The sequence below is a fragment of the Kitasatospora sp. NPDC091257 genome (genome assembly GCF_044757675.1).
In the GTDB taxonomy this organism is placed as follows: Bacteria; Actinomycetota; Actinomycetes; order Streptomycetales; family Streptomycetaceae; genus Kitasatospora; species Kitasatospora lactacystinica.
The window spans coordinates 1-1,131 of sequence record NZ_JBIVVI010001840.1; the positions used below are offsets into that span (position 1 = coordinate 1).

General features: G+C 69.1%; 1 protein-coding gene. It reads right to left on the minus strand.

Going from position 1 to position 1,131, the window contains the following annotated elements; genetic code table 11:
- The coding region (locus ACIQOV_RS42385; protein ID WP_401056603.1) for an LCP family protein at positions 1 to 1,043 on the minus strand (1,043 nt) is incomplete at its 3' end.
- Between the last annotated feature and the right edge of the window lie 88 nt (positions 1,044 to 1,131).

Genomic DNA, 1,131 nt, shown 5'->3' on the forward strand with positions numbered 1-1,131 from the left:
GGGGAGGAGGTCACCTGGCCCGTCCCGGAGGTGCTCTGCCCGTCCAGGGTGCGGTCCTCGCGCAGCAGCTTCCAGAGGGCGTCGGCGTCCGGCTGCACCAGCCGTATTCGGTCGCCGGCGAAGCGCCAGGGCGCGGTGACGAAGGAGACGTCGGAGAGCTTGATGTCCTGGATCGAACGGGCGAAGTCCACCAGCTTCATCGCGGTGCCCAGCCCCTCGTCCACGGTGAGCGACTTGGTGGCCGCGTCGGCCAGCGGCAGCAGGGTGGGCAGTGAGAAGCCCTGGCCCTGGACCTTCTTGATCATCGAGGAGAGGAAGGCCTGCTGACGCTTCATCCGACCGATGTCGGAGTTGTCGCCGATCCCGTGGCGCGTCCGCAGGTAGTCCACCGCGGACTGTCCGGAGAGCTTCTGGAGGCCCTTCTTGAGGTGTATGCCGTACTGGTTGACGTCGTTGGGCACGCAGGCCTCCACGCCGCCCACGGCGTCGGACATCGCGGCCGCGCCCTTGAAGTCGACCACGACGGTGTGGTCGATCCGCAGCCCGGTGAGCTTCTCCACGGTGTTCTGGGTGCAGGCCGGGTTGCCCTTCTCGGCGAGGCCCACGGTGAAGGCGGAGTTGAACATCTGGTCGGTCTTCGGTGTCGTCCAGGTGCCGTTCGGCAGCTTGCAGGACGGGATGGTGACCAGGGTGTCGCGGGGGATCGAGACGCCGACGGCGTGCTTGTGGTCGGCGTAGACGTGCACCAGGATCGCGGTGTCCGAGTGGCCGACGCCCTCGTCGCCGCCGCCCAGCGAGTCGTTGCCCTCGTCGCGGGTGTCCGAGCCGAGCAGCAGCACGTTGACCGGGACGGAGGCGCCCGGGCTGGCCGGGACGGGTGCCGGCGGGCGCTCGGTGGCGACGCCGCCGGAGTCGAAGGTGGTGATGTTGTTGTCCAGCCGGTGGTAGAACCAGGCTCCGGCGCCCACGACCGACAGCACCAGTACGGCGGCCAGGCCGATGGCGGTCCGCAGGTAGCGGCGCCGACGCGTGCTGCTGCTCATCCTCCGTGCCCCCCGTCTTCAGGTCTCTCGCGTTCGATGTTCGAACGTTAGACGTTCCGGGAGGCTGTTCGGTTACCCCCCTGGGGCC